The sequence below is a fragment of the Herbaspirillum sp. genome (genome assembly GCF_035644555.1).
Classification (GTDB): Bacteria; Pseudomonadota; Gammaproteobacteria; order Burkholderiales; family Burkholderiaceae_D; genus Herbaspirillum.
Window position 1 is genome coordinate 14,063 of record NZ_DASQOH010000012.1, and the last position, 24,978, is coordinate 39,040.

A 24,978-nucleotide genomic window follows, 5' to 3' on the forward strand; every position below is an offset into this window, starting at 1 on the left:
GCGTGGCAGGTCGTTTGCAGGGGCGGCGTATCCTGGTGACAGGCGCTTCGGCTGATTCGGCGATCGGTCTGGGGATTTGCCGGGAATTGGCGCAGGAGGGGGCGTCCCTGGTACTGATGGGGCGCCGGCAGGAGCCACTGGAGCAGACGCGCGCCGATATTGCAGGCCCCGAGCGTCACACCGTGGAGGTGATGGACCTGGCCGATCTGGATGCCATTGCGACACGGATGAAAGCCATTGCCGCCGCGGGCGTCTTGCATGGGATGGTCCATTCGGCCTCGTTCCAGGGCTATTCGCCGTTGAGTCGCATCAATGCCGAACAGTTTGATCGCTATTTCCACGTCAATGTGGCCGCGCCATTGATGCTGGCCAAGGGTTTGCGCCAGAAGGGCGTCTGCGAAGAGGGGGGCAGCATCGTGCTGATCGGCTCGGTGGCAGGCTTGCGAGGGCAAAAGGCACGCAGTCTCTATGCCGCCTCCAAGGCCGCGCTGGTTTCGCTGACCCAGTCGCTGGCCCTGGAGCTGGCCGACAAGTCGATCCGGGTCAACTGCCTGGCCCCGGCAGTGGTGCAAGGCCCCAAGGCCGACGAACAATTCCAGCTGCTGGCCGAGGCCCAGCGTCAGGCCTTGCTCCAGGCGCATCCTCTGGGGCTGGTGCGCCCCGTCGATATCGCCAAGGCGGCGACCTTTCTGCTCGGCTCCGACAGTGCCTGGATCACCGGCGCCACGCTGCCGGTGGACGGTGGATATCTGGCTGGCTGAGCTTTTCCTGGTCGCCTGGACCCCGCAGAATTGGCCCGGAAAAGTTGCGTTTCTCATTTGTATGAAATCGGCACCGGCTGCTACCATGCAAACTGACTAAATTGCGCACAGAGGCCCATCGTGAACGACCAAGACATCATCAACGCACTGGCAGAAATCCTGGAAGTGGACGCGAGCGAAATCTCGTCTTCGACCGCGCTCGATACCCTTGATACCTGGGATTCCCTGGCCACCATCAGCTTCATCGCCCTGGTCGACGAGAAGACCGGGCACGTCCTGGCAGGTGACGATCTGCAAAAGGCCAAGACCATTGGCGATCTGGTTGCACTGGTCAAGGCTGGTGCCTGAGTTCGCTGTTTTCCCGGGTGGATCATGACGTCTCCCTTTGATCTCTCGGGTCGTCGCATTCTGGTGGCCGGCGCTTCCGCCGGTATCGGTCTGGCGACCGCCAAACTGGTTGCAAGTCTGGGCGCCAGCGTCGTTCTCAACGGTCGCGATTCGGCCCGTCTCGAAGCGTTGCTGCCGCAACTTCCAGGGCAAGGACATCAGGTCGCTGCCTTCGATGTCAGCCAGCTGGATGCGCTGCCTGCCTGGCTCAAGAATGAAGTCTGCGTGCATGGGCCGCTGGATGGCTTGGCCTATTGCGTAGGCATGCAGCAGACGCTGCCGGTGCGCAGCTTCAGTGCTGCGCATTTCGACAGGATCATGCATACCAACCTCGGTTCTGCCTTGGCGCTCGCTCGCGGCTTGCGCCAGCGCGGCTGCAGCCGGCCGGGTACTTCCATGGTTCTGGTGTCCTCCATCGGCGGCTTTCTCGGGCAGCCCGGCAATGTGGTGTATGGCGCCAGCAAGGCCGGTCTGATGTCGGCTGCGCGAGGGCTCTCCATGGAGCTTCTACGTGATGGCATCCGGGTCAATTCGGTGGCTCCGGCCATGATCGATACCGCGATGTCGCGCAAGGCATTCGCGGAAATGAACGAGGGGCAGGTTGATGCGATCCTCAAGCGCCATCCCATGGGGATGGGGCAACCCGATGATGTCGCCGCACCCATCGCCTTCCTGCTCTCCGATGCCAGCAAATGGATCACCGGCACCAATCTGACCGTCGATGGCGGTCATATGGTCGGCTAGCCCTCCATGCAGGTCTCGACCATCTCCGGCCGGCGCTTCCAGCATCGCGTCATGACGCACGGGCGAGGCGAGTCGCCGCCGGTGTTGATGCTGCATGGTTTTCTGGGCGACATGTTTTCCTGGCAGTATTGCGTCGTTCCGCTGTCACGTCAGGGACGTGTCGTGGCGCTGGATCTGCCAGCACATGGACAGTGCGCACAAGCCTGGTCCGGTGGCCTGGATGGCCTGACAGACTGGCTGGAGGACGCGTTGGACGCGCTGCAATTGTCGCGGTGCCATATCCTTGCCCATTCCTTTGGTGCATGGATCGCACTGCAAGCGGCATTGCGCTTTTCCGACCGGATTGCCTCGCTGTCCCTGGTGGCGTGCGCCGGGCTTGATCGGCATTTCAATTTTCCCCTGCTGCGCGACGCCCTGCAGGTCGATGAGCCTGCGGCAGCGCTGCGCTATGCCCAGATGCTGGCGGGCCGCTCCTGTGATAGCGTGCCGCGCCTGGCGCGTCATCATCTCGAACAGCTGGCCGATGCGCCTCGCAGAAGCATGTTGTTGTCGATGCTGGAGGACATGATTGCGGCCGTGGCCTCCCAGGCGCCGTCACGATTGGACTGGGACCGGCTGACGGTGCCGGTCCGATTCTTCTGGAGCCGCAACGACAGGATCGTACCCATGCCGGATAGGCTGGCATTGCCCGCTCAGCCGGACCTGATGCTCAACGATGAAGGCGGACATGTTCCGCACATTCTGGTGCCGACCTGGCTGACGGCGGGCGTGTCGGACTTTCTCGATTCCTTGCAAAGGCAGACCGCATGACCATTACCTTCCGCCGACCAACGCTGGAGGATGCTGAACTCATACTGGGCTGGCGTTCCCAGCCACGCATCAATGACATGATGTTCTCGGACGTGCTGCCGCACCAGATCGAGCAGCAGCGCGCCTGGCTGCAACGCTGCGAGGGACGGACCGATTACGAGCACTTCATCATTCTCGGTGATGGTGAACCGGTCGGTTTCCTTTCCTATGCGGACATCGATCGCATCAACGGCTGCTGCAGTTGCGGTTCCTATTTCGGAACCGTGGAAGGGGCCCGCAAGTTCGGTGGCCATGTACATGCCTATTTCATGGACTATCTGTTCTATGTGCTCGGCATGCGCAAGAACGTGATCCAGATCATCGACGCCAACCAACGGGTGCTCAAGCTGCAGCGCTTGCTTGGCATGCGGGAAGTCGGCGTACTCAAAGAACATGTCATCAAGCACGGCGTACCACGGGACGTTTACGTCTTCGAATTGCTTCGTCAGGAGTGGGAGGGACGCCGTTGGAATACTCAAAGTATCGCTGATAGCCTCAGAGCATTCGGCATGGAGGAGAAGAAGTGTCAGCCGTAAATCCCGATATCCTGAACGTCATTCTTGAGAGCCTGCGTGAATTGCTGGCCCAGAAGAATTTTCCGGTGCCTGCCTCACTGGGGCCTGATACCGTCTTCTTGCACGGCGAACTACCGATCGATTCACTCGACCTGGCGGTGTTCCTACTGGTGCTGGAAGAGAAGATCGGACACGATCCGTTCCGCGACGGATTCCGCGCATTCGTCACGGTGGCAGATCTCGCCGCCATCTATTCGGCGTAGTGAGGCCCACGGTGGAGCCGACCGGACTGGCCCTGTCGCCCGGATTCGTCCTTCAGGATGCTGCCGGATCGCGCCTTCCTGCCCAACAGATATCCGATCTGGCGCAGCAGGCGGTGCAAGCCTTGGGACGTGTCTCGCGCCTGACGCTGGATGCACGCGACGCGCGTACGGTGCTGATCGGTCTGGTGATGGCGCAACTGGCACCGCTCGATATCGCGCTGGCGCGCGAGGGCGCGACCGACGAACTGGCGGTATCGCCCAGCATCGAACTGGCCCCGGGCGTGAGGGCCTGGCCGGATACCGATTCGATGGCCGAGCAGGCCGGGTTGCGTCTGTTTACTTCCGGCACGACCGGACGCGCCAAGTCGGCGCTCTATTCGCTACAGCGTCTGCTCTCAGGAGTGCGGCAGCATCCTCGCGGTGAGGATGCGGTCTGGCTGTTGACCTATGAGCCTGCGTCCTTTGCCGGTATCCAGGTCTTGTTGACCGCCGCCATCAATGGTGCCCGTCTGCTTGCGCCGGAACGCAGCATCCATGCCCTGGCCGACGCCTTGCGCGGCGGCACCACGCACGTCAGTGCCACGCCGTCGTTCTGGCGTGCCTTGCTGGCCGCAGTGCCGGCCGATCTGAATCTCCCGCTCAAGGTCATCACGCTGGGAGGGGAAGCCTCGTCCCAGGCACTGCTCGATATTCTGGCACAGCGTTTTCCGCTTGCCCTGATCCGTCATATCTACGCCTCGACCGAAGCCGGCGTCGGCTTCACGGTAGCTGATGGCAAGGCCGGATTCCCGGCACAATGGCTGGATCATCCGGTAGAGGGCGTGCAATTGCGCATGCGTGAAGATGAACTTGAGATCCGTAGTGCGCGTGGCATGCTGGGTTATGCGCAGGCAGATGCTCCGGTCGCCTCCGGATGGTTGCGTACCGGGGACTTGGTCGAGTTGCGCAATGATCGGGTCCTGTTCCTGGGGCGACGCGATTCGGTGGTCAACATCGGTGGTACCAAGGTCGTGCCGGAAAAGATAGAAGCCCTGCTGGAGGGGGTGGAGGGGGTTGCCGATATCTCGGTTCAAGCGCATCCCAACCCTATCCTGGGGCATATCCTCATTGCTCAGGTATGCTGCCGTAGCGGTGCAGATCCGGTCGCCGTCGAAGCTGCGCTCAAGGCGCGCGCGATAGATCTCTTGCCACCGGTGGCAAGGCCGGCGCGCTATCGATTTGTGGACAGTGTGGTATTGGAGTCGGGAAAGAAAGGTAGAAAACATGTCTCCCAATGAGCATCCGAGCGGCCTCCCGCTGGTACTGGTCACGGGCGCCAGCAAAGGCCTCGGCCTGGCGTTTGCCGAGGCACTCCTGCAGGCCGGTTACGCGGTGGCGACCTGTGCCCGCAGTGAGGAACGCGGACCGGGCCTTGATGCCCTGGCATTGCGCTACGGCGAACGCCTGAGCTATAGCCGTCTGGACGTCGCCGATGCCGACGCCGTGCCGGTCTTCGTCCGTCAGGCCTGCGCCACGCATGGAGTCAAGAGCCCATACGCGCTGATCAACAACGCTGGCGTGGCGCGTGACGGTGTGCTGGCCACGCTGCCCAGCGTCGAGATCCGCAAGATGATCGACATCAACCTGGTAGGTGCCATCGAGATGACGCGCGCCACGGTACAGCTGATGCTGCGTCACGGTGGTGCCGGACGCATCATCAATATCAGTTCCATCATCGGTAGCCATGGCTACAACGGTCTCGGTCCCTATTCGGCCACCAAGGCCGGTCTGGATGGATTTACCCGTTCGCTGGCCAGGGAAGTCGGCCGTCGCGGTATCACGGTCAATTCTGTCGCGCCTGGCTATATGGAAACGGAGATGTCTTCTTCGCTGCAGCCGGAGCGGCGCGAGCAGATCGTGCGTAGAACTCCACTGGGGCGCCTGGGCCGTGTCGACGACGTGGTGCCGATGGTGCGCTTCCTGCTGTCGCCGGAGGCGGCGTTCATCACGGGGCAGGTCATCACCATTGATGGTGGCATCAATGCCTGACATCGCGCCCGCACTGCACAGCCGCCTCACCGGCATCAATCTCCGGGGGCTGGTAGCGGCCGTACCGGCGCAGACGGAAGATGCCGATGTACTGACCGAGAAGTGGGGCTATGACAATGCTCACAAGGTTGCGGCAGCCACCGGTATCCAGACACGCCATTTGGCTCCTGCGGGTATGACCGCCTGTGATCTTGGTCAAGCTGCGGCCGCCAAGTTGCTGGAGGGCCTGCAATGGACGGCCGACAGTGTCGATTTGTTGGTGGTCGTGACCCAGACGCCCGATTATCCCTTGCCCGGCAACGCGCCACTGCTGCAGCACCGCCTGGGCCTGCGCCATGGTTGCGGCACACTGGATGTCACCAGCGGCTGTTCGGGATTTGTCGATGGCCTGTGGGTGACCGCCAGTCTTCTTGCCAGCAGCAACGGCCGCCGCGCATTGCTGGTAGTTGGCGATACCACGTCGCAATTCGTCCCGCCGCAGGATCACAATACCCGTCCTTTGTTTGGCGATGCGGTGTGCGCCATCGCCTTGGAACGCGGCAGCGAAGATGAGACTTTCCTGGGGGTTGTGCCGGGCGTGGACGGTAGTGGCGCGCCTTACCTCACGGTGCGTGACGGCGCGGCGCGTCACCCTGTGGCAGACGCATGTTTTGGTCACCTGTTCATGGACGGCCCGCAGGTATTTGCCTTCACACTGCGCCAGGTGCCGAAAAACATTGCTGCTGCCATGCAACTGGCCGGCTGGAAGAACGAGGATGTGGACTATCTGCTGCTGCACCAGGCCAATGAGACCATGATGCGGCATCTTGCCACCAAGTCCGGCTTCAGCGACCAGCAGATGGTGCTGGCGCTGGGAGACTTCGGCAATACAAGTTCAGCCTCGATTCCGCTGGCCATCGCTTCTGCCCTGGCCGGCCCGGCCGTCGAGGCAAGGGCGCCGCTGAACCTGCTCATGAGCGGATTCGGCGTGGGCTGGCGATGGGCTTCGGCCGTCTGGCGAACTGAGCCTTTGCAGTATTGCCAAGTCTTGCTTGTCGATCCGGTAGCCGCCCAACCCTAATCATTCGGAGCAACTATGCCACTGCAATGCCCGATTTGCGTCGGTAACGCCTTTCATTCCATCGGCCGTATTCCTTTCATGTTGTCAGGCCGCATGTGTGAACACGAGCTCATGGGCTGTCAGACCTGTGGTCATGTGATGGTCGATCTCCAGCGTATCGACGAAGCCATGATTGCCGAACTGTACGCCCAGCCCCTGGATGAGCAGGTATGGTCCGAGGATGGCAGCTCTCCCTACGAAGAGATGGTGACTTTCGCAGGTGTTGCGCTGGATCAGGCGCGTTCAGCACAGGCCTTGCCTCGCATCGCCGACTTTGGCTACGGCGGCGGCGAGGTCTTGAGAGCCTTGCGCAACCGTTTCAAGGTTCCGGCCGAACAACTGGTCGGATATGATTTTGTGCCGGCACCCCTTGATGGCATTTCTACTCAGGTATTGCGGCTGGATACGCTGGATGAAAATACGGAGCTTGATGCGCGATTCGACCTGGCCTTCTGCAGCCATGTGCTGGAACACATCGTGGATCCACGTCGTTTGCTCAGAGGCTTGCACAAGCTCGCACGCCCCGGCGCCTATCTTTATGTCGAGACGCCCGATCATGGTCTGCTCACGGACGAAGTGCTGAATATGAGCAATCAGATATGTCCGCAGCATCTGCATTACTTCACGGTGGAGCGTATGGGGGCACTGGCACGTTCCTGCGGCTGGTCGGTGATTCGCGAGGAGGTATCGTTGTTCGGATTCGTGCCCAGGGCCCGCCTGCTACTGCAGCGCGATGGCGGCAGGGATGCCATTGGCCCAACCCGGCGCTTTCTGGAATTCAAGGAAAACCTCAATGTCAGGCTTGTCCAGGCGCTATTGCGGTCCAGTGAACGTGAGGTCGTGGCTGCGTGGGGAGCAGGCACGGATCTGATTCTTGCCGTCGAGCGGGATCCGGAGCTAGCCTCACGCGTGCAAGAGGGGCGCATCGTTGCATATGACCGCGAACGTGCCGGACAACGGCTGGCGGGCGCATTGATTCTGGGTTCCGAATTTCTCAGGTCCACTTCAGGGCCCGTCATCGTGACTCCCAGGCCTGCCATCAGTCGTCTCAATATGATGAAGCTGGCGGAGAAATGGGGATTTGCCGAGCGGGTCATTGATCCATATCGTGCCAACGACCTTGGCTAGCTGACGGACGAAGAGGGCGGACGTTCTCGGCTATCCCGTTTGTTCACTGCGTGTCTGCGGAGCAATTCTCCTGTCAGGGATTTCCCTCGACTTGGCTACGGTCGCAGGCGTACAGATGGACCTTGACCATTGTCTCGCCGCGCCCGCAACCGTTGTCAGGTCCTACCCCTGAAACCCATTCGGATTCATCTGCTGCCAGCGCCACGAATCCGCACACATGGCATCCAGTCCACGCTTGGCTTCCCAGCCGAGCTTTTCCCGCGCTTGCGCCGGATCGGCATAGCAGGAGGCGATATCGCCAGGGCGGCGATCAGCGATGGTATAAGGCAAGGTCTTTCCGCAGGCCTTTTCATAGGCCTTGACCACGTCCAGCACGCTATAGCCGATGCCGGTACCGAGATTGACCGCGAAGCACTGCGGTGTCGTCAATGTCTGCAGCGCTGCGACGTGGCCGTGGGCCAGGTCCACGACATGGATGAAGTCGCGTACGCCCGTGCCATCGGGCGTGGAATAGTCCCCACCCCAGATGTTGAGCTTATCGCGGCGGCCGATGGCCACCTGCGCCACGAAGGGCATCAGGTTGTTGGGAATTCCGTTGGGGTCTTCACCGATCAGGCCGCTCTCATGCGCGCCGACCGGGTTGAAGTAACGCAACAGAGCGATCTTCCAGTCGGGATGGGCGCGATGATAGTCGCGCAGCATGTCTTCGATGACGATCTTGCTACGGCCGTAGGGGTTGCTGGCCGATAGCGCATGGGCTTCATCCAGCGGCAGGTATTGCGGGTCACCGTACACCGTGGCCGAAGAGGAAAACACGATCGTCTTCACGCCGGTCGCTTCCATCGCTTCCAGCAGGCGCACTGTGCCGACCACGTTGTTGTCGTAGTACATCAGCGGCTTTTCCACCGATTCGCCGACGGCTTTCAGGCCAGCGAAGTGGATGACCGCGTCGCACTTGAATTCGCGCAGCACGCTCTCGAGCTGGTCGCGGTTGCGGATGTCGCCCTTGACCAGCGATAGCTGCCTGCCGCTGATCTGCTGTACCCGCCTGACCGATTCGGGGCTGCTATTGCAGAAGTTGTCGAAGACGATGACTTCGTGGCCTGCCTTGAGCAGTTCCACACAGGTGTGCGAGCCGATATAACCGGCGCCGCCGGTGACGAGGATGTTCATGAGCTGACAGTTCTCCGGGTGCGTAACCTGGAGATTATGTCAGACTCTGGTAGAAGGCGATCTGATTCTCGCTCAGGGCGCGCAAGTCTTCATTGTTCAGGTAGCCTGCGTACCACTGCGCGGTCAGCTCCAGGGCGGTATAGAGTTCCATGCGTGGAATCCAGTCCAGGCGTTGGCGCGCCTTGGAAATATCCAGTCGCAGCACGGCGTGATGCTGGTTCTCAGGTTCCGGCTCCAGGTGTACCTCGATTGGTTCGACGTCGTTTTTCTGGAGGGAGTGGTTGAAGGTGGCACACAACTGGGCGACGGTTTGAAGGTCGGTATCGGCCGGGCCGAAATTCCAGGCTTCGGCAAAGGCGCTGCCCTGCTCGTAGAGCGACTGGGCGATCTGCAGATAGCCGGAGAGCGGCTCCAGCACATATTGCCAAGGGCGGACCGCCGCCGGCTGGCGGATGATGACTGGCTCTTCCTTTTCCAGCGCACGGATGAAATCGGGCAGGAGACGCTCCGGCGAAAAATCGCCGCCGCCGATCACGTTGCCGGTACGGGCCGAGGCCACGCCGACCTGACTGCCTTTTTCTGGCGAAAAATAGGAGCGCCGATAGGCCGCCGTTACCAGCTCTGCCGCGCCCTTGCTGCTGCTGAACGGATCGTGGCCACCCATGGGATCGTCTTCGCGGTAGCCCCACAGCCATTCGCGGTTCTCGTAACACTTGTTGCTGGTCGCCACGACAACAGCGCGCACGCTGGGTGTATGGCGCACAGCTTCCAGCAGGTGCGCCGTGCCCATCATGTTGGTGGCAAAGGTATCCAGCGGATTGACCAATGCCTGGCTGATCTGAGGTTGGCCGGCGAGGTGAAATACGATGTCTGGTTGCACTGCGGCCAATGTATCGGCCAGGTGGCGTGGATCGCGCACATCGCCGATGGTGGTCTGCACGCAATTGTGCAGGCGCGCCAGGTGGAACAGGCTGGGATTGGTCGGTGCCGGCAGCGAATAACCGCTCACCCTGGCGCCCATCAGGTGCAGCCAAAGAGTCAGCCAGCTTCCCTTGAAGCCGGTGTGACCGGTGATGAAAACGCGCTTGTCGCGCCAAAAATGAGCCATCAGGCAGCCTCTTACACGTAGGGCGGAGAGTCGTTCGGGTGCAGAGGCGTGGATGCGATGTTCACGCGGATGGCCGGCATGTCAGTGCCGCGTCAGCCTCCCAGTATTTTCCGTGTCGGGATCACGTTTCCCTGCGAAACCACGACTGCATGGTTATGTTCTTCTTCCCTTGCAGCGAGCCCTCGCGGCAGCTCACTACGATGGGTCAGATTAGAACATGCGGTTTTTTGCCTTCAAGCGTGGAAGAGGAGGGTATTTGTCGTCCAATCCCCGACTATAGCCGGATGACAACAAAAATTTACTTTTTTGCGCCGGGCTGGCCCCCGGACTGGCCGCGGAAGCCGCTTTGCAGGCGGGCTTCCGGGCAATGAGGTGATACGCGGTGTCTCGTCATCCTAAGTCTTGCAGCGGGTGTGACAAGCGTGAGAACGACGCCGGTCGGGCCGGGAATCAGAGCAGGCTGACCACCGATTGCCCCTGGTCGAGCTGGTCGTCGCGATCGAACAGGGTATCGCCTGCGGCCTGCTTGCCGGTCCCAGGCTGGAAGCTGCCGAAGTCGAACAGGCTACGGTCCAGCATATGCGATGGCGTGATGTTGGCCATGGCGGTGAACATGCTCTTGATCCACAAGGGATTGGTCTTTTCCCAATCATTGAGCATTTCGCGCATGGCCTGGCGTTGCAGGTTGGGCTGCGATCCGCACAGGTTGCAGGGGATGATGGGGAATCCCATGGCGGCGGCATATTTCTTGATATCCGGCTCGCGCACATAGGCCAGCGGACGGATCACCACGTTCTCGCCATCGTCGGCGATCAGCTTGGGCGGCATGGTCTTGATCTTGCCACCGTAGAACATGTTGAGCATGAAGGTATGCAGGATATCGTCGCGGTGATGGCCCAGCGCGATCTTGGTGGCGCCCAGTTCCTTGGCCACCCGGTACAGGATGCCGCGGCGCAGGCGAGAACACAGGGAGCAGGTGGTCTTGCCGGGGGCGATCTTGTCCTTGACGATGCTGTAGGTGTCTTCTTCGACGATGCGGTAGCGCACGCCGATGCGCTCGAAGTATTCCGGCAGGATGTGTTCGGGAAAGCCCGGCTGCTTCTGGTCCAGGTTGACCGCGATGATCTCGAACTTCACCGGCGCCACCGTCTGCAGGTAACGCAGGGTCTCCAGCATGGTGTAGCTGTCGGCGCCGCCGGACATGCAGGCCATGATGACGTCGCCGTCGCGGATCATGTCGAAGTCGGCGATGGCGCGACCGGTCATACGGCGGATGCCCTTTTCCAGGATCTCGAAGCGGCGCGAGCCGCGCGCGGTCACTTCCGCTTGCGCGCCGGCGGCTGGCGCGGCCGTGTCTTCCAGTCCCGGAAGCTGGGTCAGGTCGGACAGTTGCACTGCGGCGGCAATGTCGTTCATGGGGGAATTTCCTTCAATCGGTAGGCTGTTGCTGCCGCGCCAACGACAAGCCTGCCGATTGACAAAAAGGCAAGATGGCTGGGCACGGGCGGAGGACCGGCATTTTCTCATGCAGCGCCGGTTCGTGCCATGGGCGGGGCGCGTTCGGGCAGTGCGCCTTGCGCAAAACGTGGCATTCAGGCCGCATCTTCTGCTCCCCGTGCCTGAAGAAAGTCCTGTGAACCGGCGATCACGCCAACGCAAAGCGGGAAATTTTCCCCGCGCCGCGCTACCATGGCGGTTTTGCCGGTGAAGCTCGGCTGCACCGGCATCGGCGTTTCTCAATCTGACGAGGTCCTCATGTTTTCGCATCTCCCGCCGTATGCCGGCGATCCCATCCTGAGCCTGATGGAACAGTTCCAGCGCGACGAGCGCAGCAACAAGGTCAACCTTTCCATCGGCATCTATACCGATGGCCGTGGCGTGGTGCCGGTGCTGCCCTCGGTGCGCACCGCCGCCGCGGCTGTGGCCGAAGCCGGCGCGCCCTATGTCTATCTGCCCATGGAAGGCCATGCCGCCTATCGCCAGGCGGTGGCCAAGCTGCTCTTCGGTGCGGATCTGCCCTCGGCGGAACATCTGGCCATCGTGCAGACCCTGGGCGGCTCGGGCGCGCTCAAGGTGGGTGCCGACCTGATCGCGCGTTTCTTCCCGCAGCCCACCATCTGGCTGCCGGACCCGACCTGGGACAACCACGTCGGCATCTTCGAAGGCGCCGGCTTCAAGACCGAGCGTTACCCCTACTACGATGCGCAGACCAAGGGCCTGAACTTCGAGGGCATGCTGGCCAAGCTGGATTCCCTGCCCAAGGGCGCGGTGGTGCTGCTGCACCCCTGCTGCCACAATCCTACCGGCGTCGATCCGACCCGCGCGCAGTGGGAACAGATCGTCGATGTGCTCGAAAAGCGCGGTCTGCTGCCCTTCTTCGACCTGGCCTACCAAGGCTTTGCCGAGAGCCTGGACGAAGACATCTGGCCGGTGCGCGAGGCGGTGCGTCGCCAGATTCCGTTCTTCCTCTCCAATTCCTTCTCCAAGATCTTCTCGCTCTACAGCGAGCGCATCGGTGCGTTGTCGGTGTTCTGCCCGCAGGCAGGGCAGGCCGCCAATGTGCTGGGCCAACTGAAGCTGACCGTGCGTCGCAACTATTCCAGCCCGGCGCGCAATGGTGCGCTGCTGGTGGCGCATGTGCTGGGCGACGACAAGCTGGCCACGCAATGGCGCGCCGAAGTCGAGGAGATGCGGGTACGGGTGCGTGACATGCGCGTCAAGCTGGCATCGCAACTCAAGAGCGCGGTCCCGGACCAGGACTTTTCCTTCCTGCTGCGCCAGAACGGCATGTTCGGTTACACCGGCCTGACGTCCGCCCAGGTGGACCGTCTGCGCGAAGAGTTCGGTGTCTACGCTGTCGGCACGGGCCGCATCTGCGTGGCCGGCCTCAACGACAGCAACGTTGCACGCGTGGCCGAGACCATGGCCGAGGTGCTGCGTGGCTGAAGTGACAGGCAAGGCCGCATTGGTTGCGGCCGACATCCGTCACAAGAGCTATGAAGACGTGCTGGCGCTGGTGGCCGGCACACTCTTCGTCTCGCTGGCGGTAAACATGTACAGCCAGGTGGGCCTGTTGACCGGCAGCACCGCCGGCCTGGCCTTCCTGACGCATTACCTGACGGGCCTGCCGTTTGGCGTGGTGTTCTTCGTCATCAACATCCCGTTCTACTACTTCGCGTTTCGTCGGATGGGCCGGCGCTTCACCGGCAAGACCTTCTGTGCGGTGGCGCTGGTCTCCGGTTTTTCGTTGATGCATCCGCACTTCATCAGCTACGGCAAGCTGGACCTGTTCTACAGCGCGGTGCTGGGTGGCCTGTTGATGGGGGTGGGATTCGTGATGCTGTTCCGCCATGGCGCCAGCCTTGGCGGAATCAACGTGGTTACGCTGTTCCTGCAGGACCGTTACGGCCTGCGTGCCGGCAAGCTGCAGATGGGCGTGGACGTGGTGATCGTGCTGTGTTCGCTGTTGGTGGTGACGCCGCAGGTCTTGCTGGCGTCCATCCTGGGTGCGGTCACTGCCAATCTGGTGATTGCCTTGAATCACCGGGCGGGCAGGTATATGGGGATGTAGTGTTGCGCCGCATGAAACAGACAGGCGTCCCTTGGCGGGGACGCCTGTTTTTGTTTCTGAAAGCCAGAATCAGCTCGGGGTCTTGATGCGGAATGTCTCCACGCCCACCGAATCGCAATCCGGATAGACGTCAGGCTTTTCGGTGGAGACGCGGACCGCACGCACCTTGGGATGGGCCAGCATGGCCGTCATCACGTCGTCGCACAGGGTTTCCTGCAGGTGGATGTGGCCGCGTGCCATGCGCTGGGCGATGGTGGAGCGGATGAAGTCATAGTCGACCACTTCGTCGAGATGGTCGGCGGTGGGGGTGGTATCGGCCAGCGGTACGTAGAGATCGACGTTGATCAGGATGCGCTGCTCACCCTTCTTTTCGAACTCGTGCACGCCGATGTTGATGAACACCTCGTAGTTGCGCAGGAACACGCGGCGGCAATCTTGCAGGGAAGGATGGGACAGGAAGAGCATGATCAGAAATGTAAAGGTTATTTCGCCACGAACATGACGTCGCGCGAAAGGGGAAGCAAATGCTGGCCGCCATCGACCAGCAGGGTGGTACCCGTCACGGCCCGCGCCGAGGCCACGTAGCAGACGGCAGCGGCGATGTCCTCGGGGGTGCTGCCACGGCCAAGGGGCGTGACGGTGTGCGCCCGGTCGAACTGTTGCTCGGTCTGGTCGCCCGAGACCATGGTCAGGCCGGGCGCCACGCCCACCACCCGGACCTTGGGCGCCAGTGCCTGCGCCAGCAGGGTGGTGGCGCTGTGCAGGGCAGCCTTGGACAAGGTGTAGGACAGGAAGTCGGGATTGGGATTGTACAGTTTCTGGTCCAGCAGGTTGACCACGACGGCTTGTTCGCCCTCCGGCGTGGCCGCGTACAAGGCCTGCGCCAGCAACACCGGGGCGCCGACATTGGCACTCATGTGGCGCAGCAGGCGTTCGTTGCCGAAGCTGGCGGCGTCATCGAAATCGAACAGCGAGGCGTTGTTGACCACACAGCGCACACGTCCCAGCGGTGCGGCCTGGGCCAGCAGGCTGCTCACCTGGGCCTGGTCGCCCAGCTCGGCATGCACGGCCAGCGCCCGGCGCCCGAGGGCTTCGATCTCGCGCACCAGGGTGTCGGCCTCTTCGCGCGAACGGTTGTAGTGGACGGCCACGTCCCAGCCGGCCCGCGCCAGTGCCAGGGCGATATGCCTGCCGATGCGCCGCGCCGCGCCAGTGACCAGCGCGACGCCGGCCGAAGTGGATGAGCTCATGCTCCAGGTCTCCAATAGTCCGATACTCCAATACAATACGGCCCATGCAAGCGCAACTACCCGAACCAGACGCCGACGCACAGTTGGCATCGCACACCCTCCAGCAACTGATCGCCGGCGAGATCGCCGCCGCCGGTGGCTGGATTTCCTTCGAACGTTACATGGATCTGGCCCTGTATGCGCCGCAGGTGGGCTACTACAGCGGTGGTTCGTCCAAGCTGGGCAAAGAAGGCGATTTTACAACCGCGCCGGAAATCTCGCCCCTGTATGGCGCGACCCTGGCCCACCTGGCCGCCGAGGTGATCGCCGCCAGTCCGGCCGTGGACAATGTGTTGCTGGAGTTCGGCGCCGGCACCGGCAAGCTGGCGCGCGATATCCTCACCGAACTGCAGTCGCGCCAGGCCTTGCCGCAGAAATATTTCATCGTGGAAATTTCCGCCCAGTTGCGGGCACGCCAGCAGGAGGCGCTGGCCGCCTTCGCCCCTCGGGTGGAGTGGCTCGATGCCCTGCCGGAAACCTTTTCCGGCGTGGTGGTCGGTAACGAAGTGCTGGATGCCATGCCGGTGCGGCTGGCCGTGAAGGCCGACGATGGCTGGCTGGAGCGCGGCGTGGCACTGGACGCGGCCGGGCGTCTGCAGTTCGAAGACCGGGCGGTATCGGGGCTGCCGGTGGCGCAGATCCCCGATGCGGAACAATTGCCGCCAGGTTACCTGACCGAGCTGGCGCCGGTGGCCATCGGCTTCATGCATACCTTGGGCCGCATGCTGGCCAGCGGGCCGGGCGCCCTGGCGATCCTCCCCGACTACGGTTTTCCCGCCGCCGAATATTATCTGCACGACCGTGACCAGGGCACGCTGATGTGCCACTACCGCCATCATGCCCACCCTGATCCGTTCTACTGGCCAGGCCTGCAGGACATCACGGCCCACGTCGATTTCACCGCGATGGCGGTGGCCGCGGTGGAAGAGGGCGCCGAAGTGCTGGCCTATACCAGCCAGGGCGCCTTCCTGCTCAATGCCGGCATCGGCGAACTGCTGTTGCGCACCTCGCCGGAGGACAGCCTGCGCTACCTGCCGCTGGCCAATGGCATGCAGAAGCTGATTTCCCCGGCCGAGATGGGCGAGCTGTTCAAGGTACTGGCCATCGGCAAGAATGTCGAATGGCCGGCCCGCATGCTGCGTCACGACCGCACCCACCGACTTTGAGGAGAACCGCTTGATACGCTGGATCGTCGTCATCTTCCTCTCGGTCATCGTGTTCTCGACCCTGTTGCCCTGGCTGGAAAAGCTGGGTATCGGCCGCCTGCCGGGGGACTTGCGTTTCCGCCTGTTCGGCCGCATCTTTTCGCTACCCTTCGCCTCGACCATCCTGATCTCGGTGGTGGTTTTCCTGCTGGCGAAGATACTCTGACGAGGAGTCACCTTTATGCGCGTATTGCTGGTGGAAGACGATCCCATGGTGGGCGAAGCGGTGCGCAAGGGTTTGCGCCAGGATGGCTTCACCATCGACTGGGTACAGGACGGCAAGTCTGCCGACGTGGCCCTGCGGGCCGAGGATTACGCCATGCTGCTGCTGGACCTGGGCCTGCCGCAAAAGGACGGGCTGGCGGTGTTGCGCACCCTGCGCGAGCGCGGCAGCGCCATTCCGGTATTGATCACGACAGCCCGCGATGCAGTGGCCGACCGCGTAGCCGGCCTGGATGCCGGTGCCGATGATTACCTGATCAAGCCCTTCGATCTGGAAGAACTGTCGGCGCGTATGCGGGCGCTGTCGCGGCGCCAGGCCGGGCGCGCCGAGAGCCTGGTGCAGGTGCGCGAGGTGGTGTTGAATCCGGCCACCCACGAGGTCACGGTGGGGGGCAAGCCGGTCAACCTGTCGGCGCGTGAGTTCGCGCTCCTGCAGGCCTTCATGGACCGCCCCGGCGTGGTGCTCTCACGCGCCCAGCTGGAAGAAAAACTCTATGGCTGGGACGACAGCATCGAGAGCAATGCCGTCGAGGTCCACATTCATGCGCTGCGCAAGAAGGTCGGCAGCGATTTCATCAAGAACGTGCGCGGCGTGGGTTACCTGGTGCCGGCATGAAATCGATCCGCAACAAGCTGCTGCTGTGGCTGGGTCTGGGGCTGTTCTCCATCATCGTGCTGGCCGGGGTGGCGCTGTACTTCCAGGCGCGCGGGGAGGCCAACCAGATCTTCGATTACCAGATGCGCCAGATCGCGGCCTCGCTGCCGCGTCAGGCATTCTCGCCGATCTCGCCGGGCCAGCAGTTCCCCGAGCTGGAAGACGAGATCATGATGCAGATCTGGGACAGCCGCGGCGCGGTCATCTATCACTCGCACGCACGCGGCGCCATGCCGCGCCAGGCCGAACTGGGCTTTGCCAATGTGCGCGGGCCCAATGGCATGTGGCGGGTCTACAGCGCCCAGATCGGCAGTACCGTGGTGCAGGTGGCACAGCCGCAGAGTGCGCGCGACGAGATCGCCGCGCAGATGGCGGTCAAGACGGTGGTGCCGCTGCTGCTGCTGTTCCCGCTGATCGGGGTACTGTCGTGGGTGGCGGTCAGCCGTGGGCTGGCGCCGGTACGCAAGGCGGCCGCCGAAGTGGCGGCACGCGACATGAATTCGCTGCAGCCGCTGTCGGACGTGGGCATGCCGCAGGAGATCCAGCCGCTTACGCATGCCTTGAATGACCTGCTGGCGCGTCTGAAGCATTCCACCGAAACCCAGCGCGCCTTCGTCGCCGATGCCGCGCATGAATTGCGCACGCCGCTGACGGCCTTGCGCCTGCAGGCACAACTGGCCGAGCGCGCCGGCGACGAGGAAGATCGGCGCGCCGCTTTCACCGACCTCAAGAGCGGGCTGGAGCGCACCACTCACCTGGTCCACCAGTTGCTCACGCTGGCGCGGCAGGAACCCGATGCCATGAGCTTCACGCCGGTGGATCTGCGCGCGCTGCTGGGCAGCGTGGTGGGTGACCTGTCCTCGGTGGCCGAGCATGGCGGCATCGACCTGGGTCTTTCCGAGACCGGTGACGATGGCCGGCCGCTGCGGGTACAGGGCAATGCCGATGCCTTGCGCATTCTCTTCAACAACCTGGTCGACAATGCGCTGCGCTATACGCCGGCGGGCGGGGTGGTGGATGTCGGATTCGATCTGGCCGCTGCCGGTCGTTGCACGGTGGTGATCCAGGACAGCGGGCCGGGGATCGCCGAGAGCGAGTTGCCGCGCGTGTTCGATCGCTTCTATCGCGCCCAGCGCGCGCAGGAGGGCGGCGGCGCGCGCGCCGCCTTCGGTAGCGGTCTTGGGCTGGCCATCGTGCGCCAGATCGCCGACCTGCACCGGGTGCCGGTGAGCCTGCACAATACCGGCAAGGGTTTGCAGGCGCGTGTCGAGTTCGTGCTGCTGCCGGCCTAGTCCGCGCGCGCCGGTCGGGATTAAACGCCCTGCAATGCTTCTTTTTTCTGCCTTAAGTTTGTCTTAATTTTCACTGCTTAATCTTCACTCCAACGGTTGAGGCCAGCAAGCCGCGCAAGTGCGGCAGGGCGGCCCCGACCACCGATATCCCGTTCGATCAAGGAGAAGAAGATGAGCCGTCGCATCGTTTTTGTTCGTAACACTTTGGCCGTCATGATTGCCGCAGTGGTCGGCGGCAGCTACGTCTATTTTCGGGGTGCCGACCTGCCGTCGGCGCACGCGGCCGCGCTCAGCGCCCCGCTGGTGGCTTCCAATACCGCGCCCACGGCACCGGCCGGACCGGTGGTGGCGGCGGCAACCGATTTCTCGGGCATCGTGCAGCGCTACGGTCCGGCGGTGGTCAACATCAGCGTCACCGGCAAGGCGCGCAAGGTGGCCGATGACGACGACAACGGCGTGGACCCCAACGATCCCTTCTCCGAATTCTTCAAGCGTTTCGGCCCGCAACTGCAGATGCCCCAGCAGCCGCGCATCATGCATGGCCTGGGCTCCGGTTTCATCATCTCGCCGGATGGTCTGATCCTCACCAACGCCCACGTGGTCGACGGTGCCCAGGAAGTGGTGGTGAAGCTGACCGACCGTCGCGAATTCAAGGCCAAGGTGCTGGGCATCGACAAGCAGAGCGACATCGCCGTCATCCGTATCGATGCCAAGAATCTCCCCACGGTCCAGATCGGCGACCCCTCACGGGTCAAGGTCGGCCAGCCGGTACTGGCCATTGGTTCTCCCTACGGCTTCGACAATACGGCGACGGCAGGCATCGTCAGCGCCAAGTCGCGTAGCCTGCCGGACGACAATTACGTGCCCTTCATCCAGACCGACGTGGCCGTCAATCCGGGTAACTCGGGTGGTCCGCTGTTCGATCTGAACGGCCAGGTGATCGGCATCAATTCGCAGATCTACAGCCAGACCGGCGGCTTCCAGGGATTGTCGTTCTCCATTCCGATCGACGTGGCCATGAAGGTGGAGCAGCAGCTGGTCACGCACGGCAAGGTGACGCGTGGTCGTCTCGGCGTGTCGGTACAGGATCTGAACCAGGCGCTGTCCGATTCCTTCGGACTGAAGAAGGCCGAGGGCGCGCTGATCAGTTCGGTGGAAAAGGGTAGTCCGGCCGACAAGGCGGGACTGCAGCCGGGCGACGTGATCCTGAGCTTCGATGGTCACGCCATCGATCATTCGGTAGACCTGCCGACCCTGGTGGCCGATACCGCGCCGGGCAGCAGCAAGCCGATGGAAGTGATGCGGGCCGGCAAGGTGCGCACCGTCAACGTGACGGTGGGCGAGGTGAAGCAGGCCAAGAGCGATGCCAAGCCCGGCAAGTCCGACGACCAGGGCCGGCTGGGACTGGCGGTGCGTCCGCTGGACAAGGATGAGCAGGCCCAGTTGGGCGGGCAGAAGGGCTTGCTGGTGGAAGATGCCAGCGGCCCGGCGGCCGTGGCCGGCATCCAGAGCGGTGACGTGATCCTGGCACTCAACGGCACCCCGGTGTCGAGCGTGGCCCAGCTGCGCAAGCTGGCCACCGAGGCCGGCAAGAATGTGGCACTGCTGGTGGAGCGCGGTGACGAAAAGATCTTCGTGCCGCTGGCGCTGAACTGATCTGAACGATTGACGTTTTTGCAGTGGGTAGTACCGGTGAGCAGTAAGCAGTGAGTAGTAGGTAGTCTTGTAGTAAGTGGTAAGCAGTAAGCAGTGAGGGATTTGGCCGGATGTGCGCAAGCGTGTCCGGCCTTTTTTTTATGAGGCCGGCGGCGCTGGCGGTTCCTGGCGCCACTGGTCGTGGGAGTGGTCGCGCTCCAGGGCCTCGCGGTCGCCGGCAAACATGGCCTGCAGCTCTTCGCGGGCCTGCACGGCCATCGAGACCATCTGCGCCTGGTTCTTGTAGTGCGGATAGAGCGCTTCCAGCGTCTTGAGATTGTGGGCGCGGAATTTCATGGCTGCCTCGCGCGCGCGGTAGGCGCCGAAGTCCAGTTGCTGCAGGACCTGCCGGCCCATGTGCAGGGCGCTTTCGAAGGTCTCGCGTTCCAGGACGGTGACGCCGCGGTCCATCAGGTCGTACAGGTGCGTGACGTTGCGCGCGCGGGCCGCGATCTGCAGGTGCGGGAATTCCTCGCGCACCTTGTCCACCATCTCCAGCGCGGCTTGTGCATCGTCGATGGCGATCACCAGCACCCGCGCCTTGTCGGCGCCGGCGGTGCGCAACAGGTCGATGCGGGTGGCGTCGCCATAGAACACCTTGAAGCCGAACTTGCGCAGGAAGTCGATCTGATCGGGGTCGTGGTCCAGCACCGTGGCACCGATGCCATTGGCCGCCAGCAGGCGGCCGACGATCTGGCCGAAGCGGCCGAAGCCGGCGATGATGACCTGATGGTCCTGCGGATCGATCTTGTCTTCCGGTCGGCGCTTGCCGCCTTCCAGCCAGCGCACCAACAGGCGGTCATGCACCAGCAACAGCAGCGGCGTGACCAGCATCGACAAGGCCACTACCACCACCAGCATGGAAGAGATCTCGGGGGTGAGTACCTTGGCGGTGACGGCCGCGCCAAAGACGATGAAGGCAAATTCCCCGCCCTGTGAGAGCAGGAAGGCAAAGAACAATTGCTGGCCACGCGGGATCCCGAAGCAGCGTCCGAGGATCCACATCACGCCGGTCTTGATGGTCAGGAAGCCCAGCACCAGACCGATGATGCGCCACGGCTGCGCCAGGAACACGCCGAAGTCCACCGACATGCCCACAGCGATGAAGAACAGGCCCAGCAACAGGCCCTTGAAGGGCTCCAGGTCGCTTTCCAGGGCGTGGCGATATTCGGAGTCGGCCAGCAGCACACCGGCCAGGAAGGTCCCGAGGGCCATCGACATGCCTACCGACTGCATCAGCAGACAGGTGGCGATCACCAGCAACAGGGCGAAGGCGGTGAAGATCTCGCGCATGTCGGTCTTGGCGATGATGCGCAGGATGGGACGGATCAGTACCCGCCCGCCGAAGATCAGCAGGGCGATCACCAGAGCCACCTGACCTGCGTGCAACCAGCCCTGGCCGCTGCCCTGGCTGGCGGCCACGCCCAGTAGCGGAACTGCGGCCATCATCGGGATGGCGGCGATATCCTGGAACAGCAGAATGGAAAAGCCCGCCGCGCCGGCAGGGGTGGCGGTGAGCTTGCGTTCGCCCAGCGTGGCCAGGGCGATGGCGGTGGAAGAGAGCGACATCCCCAGCGCGGCGATCAGGCCGATGCGCCAGGGTACGCCGGCGGCCAGGGCTGCGGCGAACAGCGCCAGCGAGACACTGGCGACCTGCACACTGCCCCAGCCGAAGATGGAGCGGCGCAGCGCCCACAGGCGTTTGGGATCGAGTTCCAGTCCGATCAGGAACAGTAGCAGGACCACCCCGAACTCCGAGAATTCGAGGATGTGCTTGACCTCGGTGATCAGTCCCAGCCCCCACGGACCGATGACAATGCCGGCCAGCAGGTAGCCCAGCACGGCGCCCAGGCCCAGGCGCTTGGCGATGGGGACGGCGGCCACCGCAGCGAGCAGGTAAACCAGGGCGATGAGCAGTTGTTCATCCATGGGGGCGTCCAGTCTTGAAGAATAGGGTCGGGAGGGGCCAGCGGCCGGCGCGCATCATGCCTGCAGGCCTTGCAGGTAGCGTTCCACATGATGCTGGAATTCCAGCGGAGGGATATGGTGGGCGCCGTGCAGGATCAGGGGCTCCATCCATTGCATGCCGCACAGGCGGGCGGTCTGCTGATAGGGCGGCAGGAAGTCCGCGAAGCGGTGACCGTGACGGCCGCCGCTGCTGTAGGAGGCGGCCTCGCCACCGGTGGTGGCGACCAGCCAGAAACGCTTGCCCTGCAGGGCAAGCCCGTCGTGACCGAAGGCCCAGCCGCGCGCCAGCACGCGATCCAGCCATTCCTTCTGCAGCGCCGGCATGCTGTACCAATGGATGGGATGCTGCATCACGATCAGCTCGGCGCTGCTCAGCAGTTGCTGTTCGCGGTCGACGTCAATGTGGAAATCCGGATACTGCTCGTAGAGATCGTGCACCTGTACCTCGGGCAGCCGGGCGGCGGCTTCCAGCATGAGGCGGTTGGTGCGCGAGAGCTCGGCGGCGGGATGGGCGTAGAGGATCAGGACCTTGGGCATGATGGCACGAGGGGAGGGTTGGTCTGGCGGATCGGGCCGTTCCGGCGAAATTGATCGGAACATGCACGGCGTTTGCGTTGTCTGCCAGTACGAGGGGAAGGAGTGTGCCACGAAAGCAGGGCGGGCGGCTTGTACGAAACTGCTTGCCGCCAGCGCGGCCACCCGGCCGGCACACCGGGCAGCGGGTGTCCAAAGGCAGGCAATGCGCTTATACTCAGCCACTCCCCGGGTCCTCTGCAGCATCATCGCCGTCAGGTGCAGCCCGCGACGCCTGCCGCAGTTCATTCATCCTGATCATTTATTGCAGCCATGTCCGACATCCAAGATTCCGAAGCCAACCTGCCTCCCGACCGCACTCCGGGTGCGGTCCCGGCCAAGCCCGTGTCTGCCGACGCTTCCGGCGCGGCGGCCGCCTCCCAGCATCCTGCGGCGGCACAGCCGGTGCCGGTAGTGACGACCAGCGCGACTAGCGCCCCGGTGCAGCCCGGCCCCGGGGCCCAGCCCGCCGCCGAGGCGACGCAGGCCCAGGCACAGCAGAACCCGCAGCAAAGCCCGTATTCCTCGCTGCCCCCGCCGCCGCATCATGCCGGCGATGCGCCGTGGGCGCAGACCTGGCGCTTCCTCACCGCGCGCCTGCGCCAGCTGTCGGACAAGGCCGGTCGCCGCGTCATGCAGCGCACCCTGAAGATCGGCGTGTCGGCCCGCATCTTCCACCCCGAGAGCGGGGCCAAGGGGCTGCGCAGCAAGACCTTGCAGTATCTGGAGGAATCGATTGCGCAATGGGTGATGTCGCGCGATGTGCTGGTGTTCATGATCCCCACCGTCAATACCAATGGCCTGGTCCACCCCAGCAATATCCGCTTGCGCGACTATGCCAAGCATCTCGACGGCCTGGTACTGCAGGGCGGTGCCGACGTCTCGCCGCAGAGCTATGCCCAGGCCGCTACCCGCCCGGAGTGGAGCGGTGACCGCGTGCGCGACATGTACGAGCTGGAACTGCTGCACGAATTCATCGAGGCCGGCAAGCCGGTGCTGGGGATCTGCCGCGGCTGCCAGCTGATCAACGTGGCCTTCGGTGGCACGCTGTATCAGGACATCGCCACCGATGTGCCCACCGCCATTCCGCACGTCAACGACCAGTACGACAGCAACTACCACGCGCTGCATTTCCCGCAGGGCTCCTCGCTGGCCGGCATGGTCAAGACCGAGAACGCCGTGGTCAACTCCATCCACCATCAGGCAGTGCGCGATCTGGGCCGAGACCTGTCGGTGGAAGCGGTGTCGGGGCCGGACCAGATCGTGGAGGCCATCCGCTATCGCAAGGCACCATTCGTGATGGGTCTGCAATGGCATCCGGAATTCCACCGCGCGGGCGGGGCCGAGCTGCTCGACTGCACCCCCATCCTCGACAGTTTCCTGAGAGCGGCGCGCGAAACCCGCTTCTGAGGCGGGTCGATGCGCGTCGCTGCGGATCGCGCTCCCGGCCTGCCTGCAGCCGGGATAATCCGTCGGAACCTAACGGCGGCAGCGTCATCGAACCGTTTTTGCGCTGGCGCAAGCCGGCTGCGGAGCATGTGCAGCAGGGCCGCAATACGCTACCCGTCGGGAAGCGGACTCTGTAGAATCAAAGTGTCGTCGCAATGCAGCAAGCCGGCCCGGCCCAGGGCGTACAGGGAGCGACGACCTGTTTGTCTTTTCCATAACCGGCAAAAAAGGAGAATTTAAATGCCTCAATCCCCCGCACTGAAGACCGTCCGCAATGACATGAAGACCCTGGTCAAGGACGCCCAGGCATTGTTCGCCGAAGCCGCTGCCGCCACCGGTGAAAAGGCCGACGAACTGCGCGCCAAGGGCCTGACCCTGCTGGAAGCCGCTGCCGAGGCGGCCCAGGGTGCGCAAGCCGCTGCCATCGAGAAGGGCAAGGAAGTGGCCGCCAAGACCGACGACTACGTCCACGAGAATCCGTGGCGTGCCGTGGCCATCTCGGCCGGCCTGGGCCTGCTGGTCGGTCTGGTCATCGGTCGCAGCAAGTAAGCGCCGCGTCCATGGCGAAGTCCCCCAAGGAAAGCCCGGCCGCCCCCGCGGCGCAGGCGGCCCACCCGGGTCTGACGGCCGGCCTGTTGGGCCTGGCCAAGAACTTGCTCGGGCTGATCATCAGCCGCATCGAACTGGCCTCGCTGGAAATGTCCGAGATCGGGGCCAACCTGTTACGCTTTGCCGTGATCTTCGTGCTGGCGGCCGTGGGCTTGTGGTTTGCCATCGCCTTCTGGTCGGTGCTGATCGTGATGTTGGCCTGGGACGCCTGGGGTTGGAAGATCCTGGCCTTGCTGGGTTTCTTCTTCACCGCGCTGACCGTGGGACTGGTGTGGTATGCCCGCTCGGTGCTGCTGCAAGGCAAGCTATCCCTGCCGCAGACCATGGCCGAGTTGCGCAAGGACCGCGATGCGCTGTTGTGAATGCGCTTTTTCCACCGAGTGATGAGTGAGGAC

27 protein-coding genes are annotated in these 24,978 nt (G+C 63.2%); 20 read left to right on the forward strand and 7 right to left on the reverse strand.

From position 1 onward, the window contains the following. Positions 1–2: 2 nt before the first annotated feature. The 10 genes from VE092_RS03925 (at position 3) to VE092_RS03970 (ending at position 7,774) form a co-directional block, all read left to right on the forward strand. Positions 3–761 (forward strand): SDR family NAD(P)-dependent oxidoreductase, encoded by a 759-nt coding sequence (locus VE092_RS03925; protein ID WP_414653409.1) that lies wholly within the window; start codon positions 3–5, stop codon positions 759–761. 120 nt (positions 762–881) lie between these two features. Further along, positions 882–1,109: an acyl carrier protein gene (locus VE092_RS03930; protein ID WP_324874020.1), complete on the forward strand. Its 228-nt coding sequence runs from the start codon at positions 882–884 to the stop codon at positions 1,107–1,109. 24 nt (positions 1,110–1,133) lie between these two features. Then, the gene (locus tag VE092_RS03935; protein WP_324874022.1) at positions 1,134–1,892 is read left to right on the forward strand and encodes an SDR family NAD(P)-dependent oxidoreductase; all 759 of its coding nucleotides are present in this window, start codon (positions 1,134–1,136) and stop codon (positions 1,890–1,892) included. Between the two features lie 6 nt (positions 1,893–1,898). Continuing rightward, a complete protein-coding gene (locus VE092_RS03940; protein WP_324874024.1) occupies positions 1,899–2,702 on the forward strand; it encodes an alpha/beta fold hydrolase in 804 nt (267 codons plus the stop codon). Next, positions 2,699–3,277, forward strand: coding sequence for a GNAT family protein (locus VE092_RS03945; RefSeq protein ID WP_324874026.1), 579 nt, complete (start codon positions 2,699–2,701; stop codon positions 3,275–3,277). The genes VE092_RS03940 and VE092_RS03945 overlap by 4 nt, the downstream gene beginning before the upstream one ends. Next, the gene (locus VE092_RS03950; RefSeq protein ID WP_324874028.1) at positions 3,265–3,519 is read left to right on the forward strand and encodes an acyl carrier protein; all 255 of its coding nucleotides are present in this window, start codon (positions 3,265–3,267) and stop codon (positions 3,517–3,519) included. Before VE092_RS03945 ends, VE092_RS03950 begins: the two co-directional genes overlap by 13 nt. 11 nt (positions 3,520–3,530) lie before the next feature. Continuing rightward, positions 3,531–4,796, forward strand: a complete 1,266-nt coding sequence (locus VE092_RS03955) for a fatty acid--CoA ligase family protein (RefSeq protein WP_324874030.1) — start codon at positions 3,531–3,533, stop codon at positions 4,794–4,796. Then, the gene (locus VE092_RS03960) at positions 4,783–5,547 is read left to right on the forward strand and encodes an SDR family NAD(P)-dependent oxidoreductase (RefSeq protein WP_324874032.1); all 765 of its coding nucleotides are present in this window, start codon (positions 4,783–4,785) and stop codon (positions 5,545–5,547) included. Before VE092_RS03955 ends, VE092_RS03960 begins: the two co-directional genes overlap by 14 nt. Next, positions 5,540–6,607 carry a ketoacyl-ACP synthase III gene (locus VE092_RS03965; RefSeq protein ID WP_324874034.1) on the forward strand — a complete coding sequence of 356 codons (1,068 nt, stop codon included), beginning with the start codon at positions 5,540–5,542 and terminating at the stop codon, positions 6,605–6,607. Before VE092_RS03960 ends, VE092_RS03965 begins: the two co-directional genes overlap by 8 nt. A 15-nt stretch (positions 6,608–6,622) precedes the next feature. Then, positions 6,623–7,774, forward strand: coding sequence for a class I SAM-dependent methyltransferase (locus VE092_RS03970; RefSeq protein ID WP_324874036.1), 1,152 nt, complete (start codon positions 6,623–6,625; stop codon positions 7,772–7,774). 162 nt (positions 7,775–7,936) lie between these two features. On the opposite strand, the gene galE is transcribed toward VE092_RS03970, so the two are convergent. The 3 genes from galE to ttcA form a co-directional block, all read right to left on the reverse strand. Beyond that, the gene (galE, locus tag VE092_RS03975) at positions 7,937–8,947 is read right to left on the reverse strand and encodes a UDP-glucose 4-epimerase GalE (protein ID WP_324874038.1); all 1,011 of its coding nucleotides are present in this window, start codon (positions 8,945–8,947) and stop codon (positions 7,937–7,939) included. Between the two features lie 34 nt (positions 8,948–8,981). Beyond that, positions 8,982–10,055, reverse strand: coding sequence for a CDP-glucose 4,6-dehydratase (gene rfbG, locus VE092_RS03980; protein WP_324874040.1), 1,074 nt, complete (start codon positions 10,053–10,055; stop codon positions 8,982–8,984). 450 nt (positions 10,056–10,505) lie between these two features. Beyond that, positions 10,506–11,471, reverse strand: a complete 966-nt coding sequence (gene ttcA, locus VE092_RS03985; RefSeq protein WP_414653411.1) for a tRNA 2-thiocytidine(32) synthetase TtcA — start codon at positions 11,469–11,471, stop codon at positions 10,506–10,508. Positions 11,472–11,810: 339 nt separating this feature from the next. Here ttcA and VE092_RS03990 point away from each other — a divergent pair, with 339 nt between their 5' ends. Next, positions 11,811–13,001: an aromatic amino acid transaminase gene (locus tag VE092_RS03990; RefSeq protein WP_039873775.1), complete on the forward strand. Its 1,191-nt coding sequence runs from the start codon at positions 11,811–11,813 to the stop codon at positions 12,999–13,001. Next, positions 12,994–13,626: a YitT family protein gene (locus tag VE092_RS03995; protein ID WP_324874043.1), complete on the forward strand. Its 633-nt coding sequence runs from the start codon at positions 12,994–12,996 to the stop codon at positions 13,624–13,626. Before VE092_RS03990 ends, VE092_RS03995 begins: the two co-directional genes overlap by 8 nt. 69 nt (positions 13,627–13,695) lie before the next feature. Here the strand turns inward: VE092_RS03995 and VE092_RS04000 are convergent, their stop codons facing one another. Both VE092_RS04000 and VE092_RS04005 read right to left on the reverse strand, forming a co-directional pair. Continuing rightward, positions 13,696–14,091, reverse strand: coding sequence for a dihydroneopterin aldolase (locus VE092_RS04000; RefSeq protein ID WP_324874045.1), 396 nt, complete (start codon positions 14,089–14,091; stop codon positions 13,696–13,698). A 17-nt stretch (positions 14,092–14,108) separates the two neighbouring features. Beyond that, positions 14,109–14,876 (reverse strand): SDR family oxidoreductase, encoded by a 768-nt coding sequence (locus VE092_RS04005; RefSeq protein ID WP_180668591.1) that lies wholly within the window; start codon positions 14,874–14,876, stop codon positions 14,109–14,111. Positions 14,877–14,920: 44 nt separating this feature from the next. Between VE092_RS04005 and VE092_RS04010 the strand changes: the two genes are divergently transcribed. The 5 genes from VE092_RS04010 to VE092_RS04030 all read left to right on the forward strand — a co-directional run bounded on the left by VE092_RS04010 (position 14,921) and on the right by VE092_RS04030 (position 19,945). Continuing rightward, entirely contained in the window at positions 14,921–16,081 is a 1,161-nt protein-coding gene (locus VE092_RS04010; RefSeq protein WP_324874049.1) for a class I SAM-dependent methyltransferase, read from the forward strand. Between the two features lie 10 nt (positions 16,082–16,091). Further along, entirely contained in the window at positions 16,092–16,286 is a 195-nt protein-coding gene (locus tag VE092_RS04015) for a DUF2905 domain-containing protein (RefSeq protein WP_034332265.1), read from the forward strand. Between the two features lie 15 nt (positions 16,287–16,301). Beyond that, positions 16,302–16,958 (forward strand): response regulator, encoded by a 657-nt coding sequence (locus VE092_RS04020; protein WP_324874054.1) that lies wholly within the window; start codon positions 16,302–16,304, stop codon positions 16,956–16,958. Continuing rightward, positions 16,955–18,289, forward strand: coding sequence for an ATP-binding protein (locus VE092_RS04025; protein WP_324874056.1), 1,335 nt, complete (start codon positions 16,955–16,957; stop codon positions 18,287–18,289). The genes VE092_RS04020 and VE092_RS04025 overlap by 4 nt, the downstream gene beginning before the upstream one ends. Before the next feature lie 171 nt (positions 18,290–18,460). Beyond that, complete coding sequence (locus tag VE092_RS04030) at positions 18,461–19,945, forward strand: DegQ family serine endoprotease (protein ID WP_324874058.1); 1,485 nt, start codon at positions 18,461–18,463, stop codon at positions 19,943–19,945. 138 nt (positions 19,946–20,083) lie between these two features. On the opposite strand, the gene kefC is transcribed toward VE092_RS04030, so the two are convergent. After that, positions 20,084–21,913 carry a glutathione-regulated potassium-efflux system protein KefC gene (kefC, locus tag VE092_RS04035; RefSeq protein ID WP_324874060.1) on the reverse strand — a complete coding sequence of 610 codons (1,830 nt, stop codon included), beginning with the start codon at positions 21,911–21,913 and terminating at the stop codon, positions 20,084–20,086. A 54-nt stretch (positions 21,914–21,967) separates the two neighbouring features. Next, positions 21,968–22,489, reverse strand: a complete 522-nt coding sequence (locus tag VE092_RS04040; RefSeq protein ID WP_324874062.1) for an NAD(P)H-dependent oxidoreductase — start codon at positions 22,487–22,489, stop codon at positions 21,968–21,970. 309 nt (positions 22,490–22,798) lie between these two features. On the opposite strand from VE092_RS04040, the gene VE092_RS04045 reads away from it, so the two are divergent. The 3 genes from VE092_RS04045 (at position 22,799) to VE092_RS04055 (ending at position 24,945) form a co-directional block, all read left to right on the forward strand. Continuing rightward, complete coding sequence (locus VE092_RS04045; protein ID WP_324874064.1) at positions 22,799–23,935, forward strand: type 1 glutamine amidotransferase; 1,137 nt, start codon at positions 22,799–22,801, stop codon at positions 23,933–23,935. A gap of 279 nt (positions 23,936–24,214) precedes the next feature. Then, positions 24,215–24,523, forward strand: a complete 309-nt coding sequence (locus tag VE092_RS04050) for a DUF883 family protein (RefSeq protein ID WP_077236255.1) — start codon at positions 24,215–24,217, stop codon at positions 24,521–24,523. Between the two features lie 11 nt (positions 24,524–24,534). Then, on the forward strand, positions 24,535–24,945 hold the full coding sequence (locus tag VE092_RS04055; RefSeq protein ID WP_324874067.1) for a phage holin family protein: 411 nt from the start codon (positions 24,535–24,537) through the stop codon (positions 24,943–24,945). Positions 24,946–24,978: the final 33 nt, after the last annotated feature.